Annotated in this window: 1 protein-coding gene and 2 pseudogenes; 2 read left to right on the top strand and 1 reads right to left on the bottom strand. The window is 70.7% G+C overall.

Annotated features, from left to right (window positions below):
- A pseudogene (locus VN520_RS31035) lies at nt 1–780 on the bottom strand (type VII secretion protein EccC); the annotation flags it as partial.
- A 568-nt stretch (nt 781–1,348) separates the two neighbouring features.
- On the opposite strand from VN520_RS31035, the pseudogene VN520_RS31030 reads away from it, so the two are divergent.
- Both VN520_RS31030 and VN520_RS31025 read left to right on the top strand, forming a co-directional pair.
- Nucleotides 1,349–1,750 (top strand): annotated as a pseudogene (locus VN520_RS31030) (ISAzo13-like element transposase-related protein); the annotation flags it as partial.
- A gap of 163 nt (nt 1,751–1,913) precedes the next feature.
- Nucleotides 1,914–2,083 (top strand): transposase (locus VN520_RS31025; RefSeq protein WP_325750266.1); only part of this gene is annotated, 170 nt, incomplete at its 3' end.

Genomic DNA, 2,083 nt, shown 5'->3' with positions numbered 1-2,083 from the left:
CTTGGCCCACTCCCAGTCGGCGATCCGGTCACCGGGCACGGCGAGCGCCATCGCCACGTCGTCGGGGGCGTGCGTCGCGGCGGTCTGGACGAGCAGGGCGCGGGCCACACGCAGGCAGTCCTCGCGGGGGCCGATGACGCTGACGTTGCCGACCCGGTCCAGCGGCACCGTGAGGGGCAGATCGGTCCCCGTGCGGAACCGGCTGATCAGCGCCGAGGCCTCGTTGAACAGGAAGGGGTCCGGTGGGGTGAGGACGGAGGAGCGCCTGCCGGCGATCGTGAGATCGCACACGGGTATCTCCCCGATACCGACCCGCACACGCAGGAAGTCGGTGTCGACGCGGCGCCGTTCCCACCGGCGGGCGGGGTCCCGCACGATGTCGTACAGGGCGGACGGCGGCGGGTCGAGGATGCCGGCGAGCTCCCGGCGCCCGCGCTCCTGCGCGGAGAGCTCCTCGCGCAGGTTCTCGACGTAGACGAGGTAGGCCTCCCGCCGCGTCCGGTGGGTGCGCTGGGCCCTGCCGTGGGGGGAGAGGCGGAGCGAGACGGAGCCGATGACGATCACGACGAGGATGACCGCGCCCAGCGCGGCGAACCGGGGGTCGCGTGCGGCGGTCATCATCACGACGGACGACATGACCCCGGCGACGAGAGGCAGCGGCGTCGCGATGATGCCCGCCTTCCCCTCGGGGAGGCCGGGCGGGACCTCGATGGTGCGTGGAGGCGCGGCGGCCGGGGGCTGGACGGTCCTGGCCGGGCGGTGTATCGGTCGGATGCTCATGGACGTCCGTCATTCACGGTCGGGCTCGGCCAGGGGTCAGCGACGCTGCTGCGAGAGCGGGAAGACGTCCGCGGCGAGTCGGGTGGCGGCCTGCCGTGTCGCGTGGGAGAGCAGTTCGGTGCGGATCGCTCCGCCGGTGGCCAGGTGACGGGCGAACGGGAGGACCTGCGCGCTCGCTCCGGTGGACGCGAACTTCTGCGCGGCCTTGTCGAGATGGACCCCCGCACGGGGCGTCTGTCCGGTGAGGCAGCCGGTCGAGAACGCCTGCTTTCTGCCACCGGCCCGAGCGACGCCGGCACGCCTGACCCGGGCCGAGCCCCAGCCGGGCCCGCTCCGGCCAAGGCGGCGACAGCGGATCGATCAGCACCCACAACTCATCGTCCACGATCCACGGTTGAGTACCCATACCCTCACGAACGGCCGAATCTGCACGCCGATTGCGCCCCACCAGCACACTTTAACAAGATCGTGTTATGAGTCCTCAGGGCGTGCCGGGAAACAAATCGTGGCTTCCGGCTGTCGGATTCGGTGTTCCGGTACGGGGAGACCGGAGGGGACCGAGGATGTCCTGGCGGCGAAGTTCCAGGTGTTGACGCCGCATCTCGACGAGCGTCAGCGCCGGCTCGCCGTAGGGGCAAAAGCGCTGTCGTCGGGGCATGGTGGGATCAGATTCGTCGCCGCGGCAGCCGGGGTTCGGGAGGGTACGGTCTCGCGCGGAGTGTACGAACTGGAGTCCGGCCAGGTGCTGTTGGGGCGGGTCCGTCGTCCTGGTGGTGGTCGGAAGAGGGCAGCGGACCTTGATCCGAGGCTACAGCCGGCTCTGCTTGCGCTGGTCGAGCCCGACGAGTGAGGTGACCCGGTGTCGCCGCTGCGCTGGGCGACGAAGTCGACCCGGAAGCCGGCGGCGGCGCTGACCTGGCAGGGCCACCGGGCCTCCGCCGACGCGGTCGTCGGCCTGTGGCGAGAGGAAGACGCCGGATCCGACACGGGCGCCCTCGGCTCGCTGGACGAGGTTGCCGTTCTCGTCATGGAGGTTGCCCTTGCGGTCCGCGCGTGCGGCGCCCTCGTCACAGGGGTGCGTGGCGGTGGCTTAGAAGCCATCTCATTTGGGCGAACCCGGTATTCTGTGAGTCATGGTGGGGATCGTTGAGCGGCTGGTGCCGGAGGAGTTGTGGGAGTTGTTCCAGCGGGTGGTGCCGGAGGCGCCGTCGCGTCCGCAGGGTGGTGGTCGGCGTCGGCACGGTGATCGGGAGGTGCTGGCTGCGATCGTGTTCGTGGCCACGTCGGGTTGTACCTGGCAGCA

The organism is Streptomyces sp., from assembly GCF_035563135.1.
In the GTDB taxonomy this organism is placed as follows: Bacteria; Actinomycetota; Actinomycetes; order Streptomycetales; family Streptomycetaceae; genus Streptomyces.
This window is presented reverse-complemented; position numbering and strand designations above follow the sequence as displayed.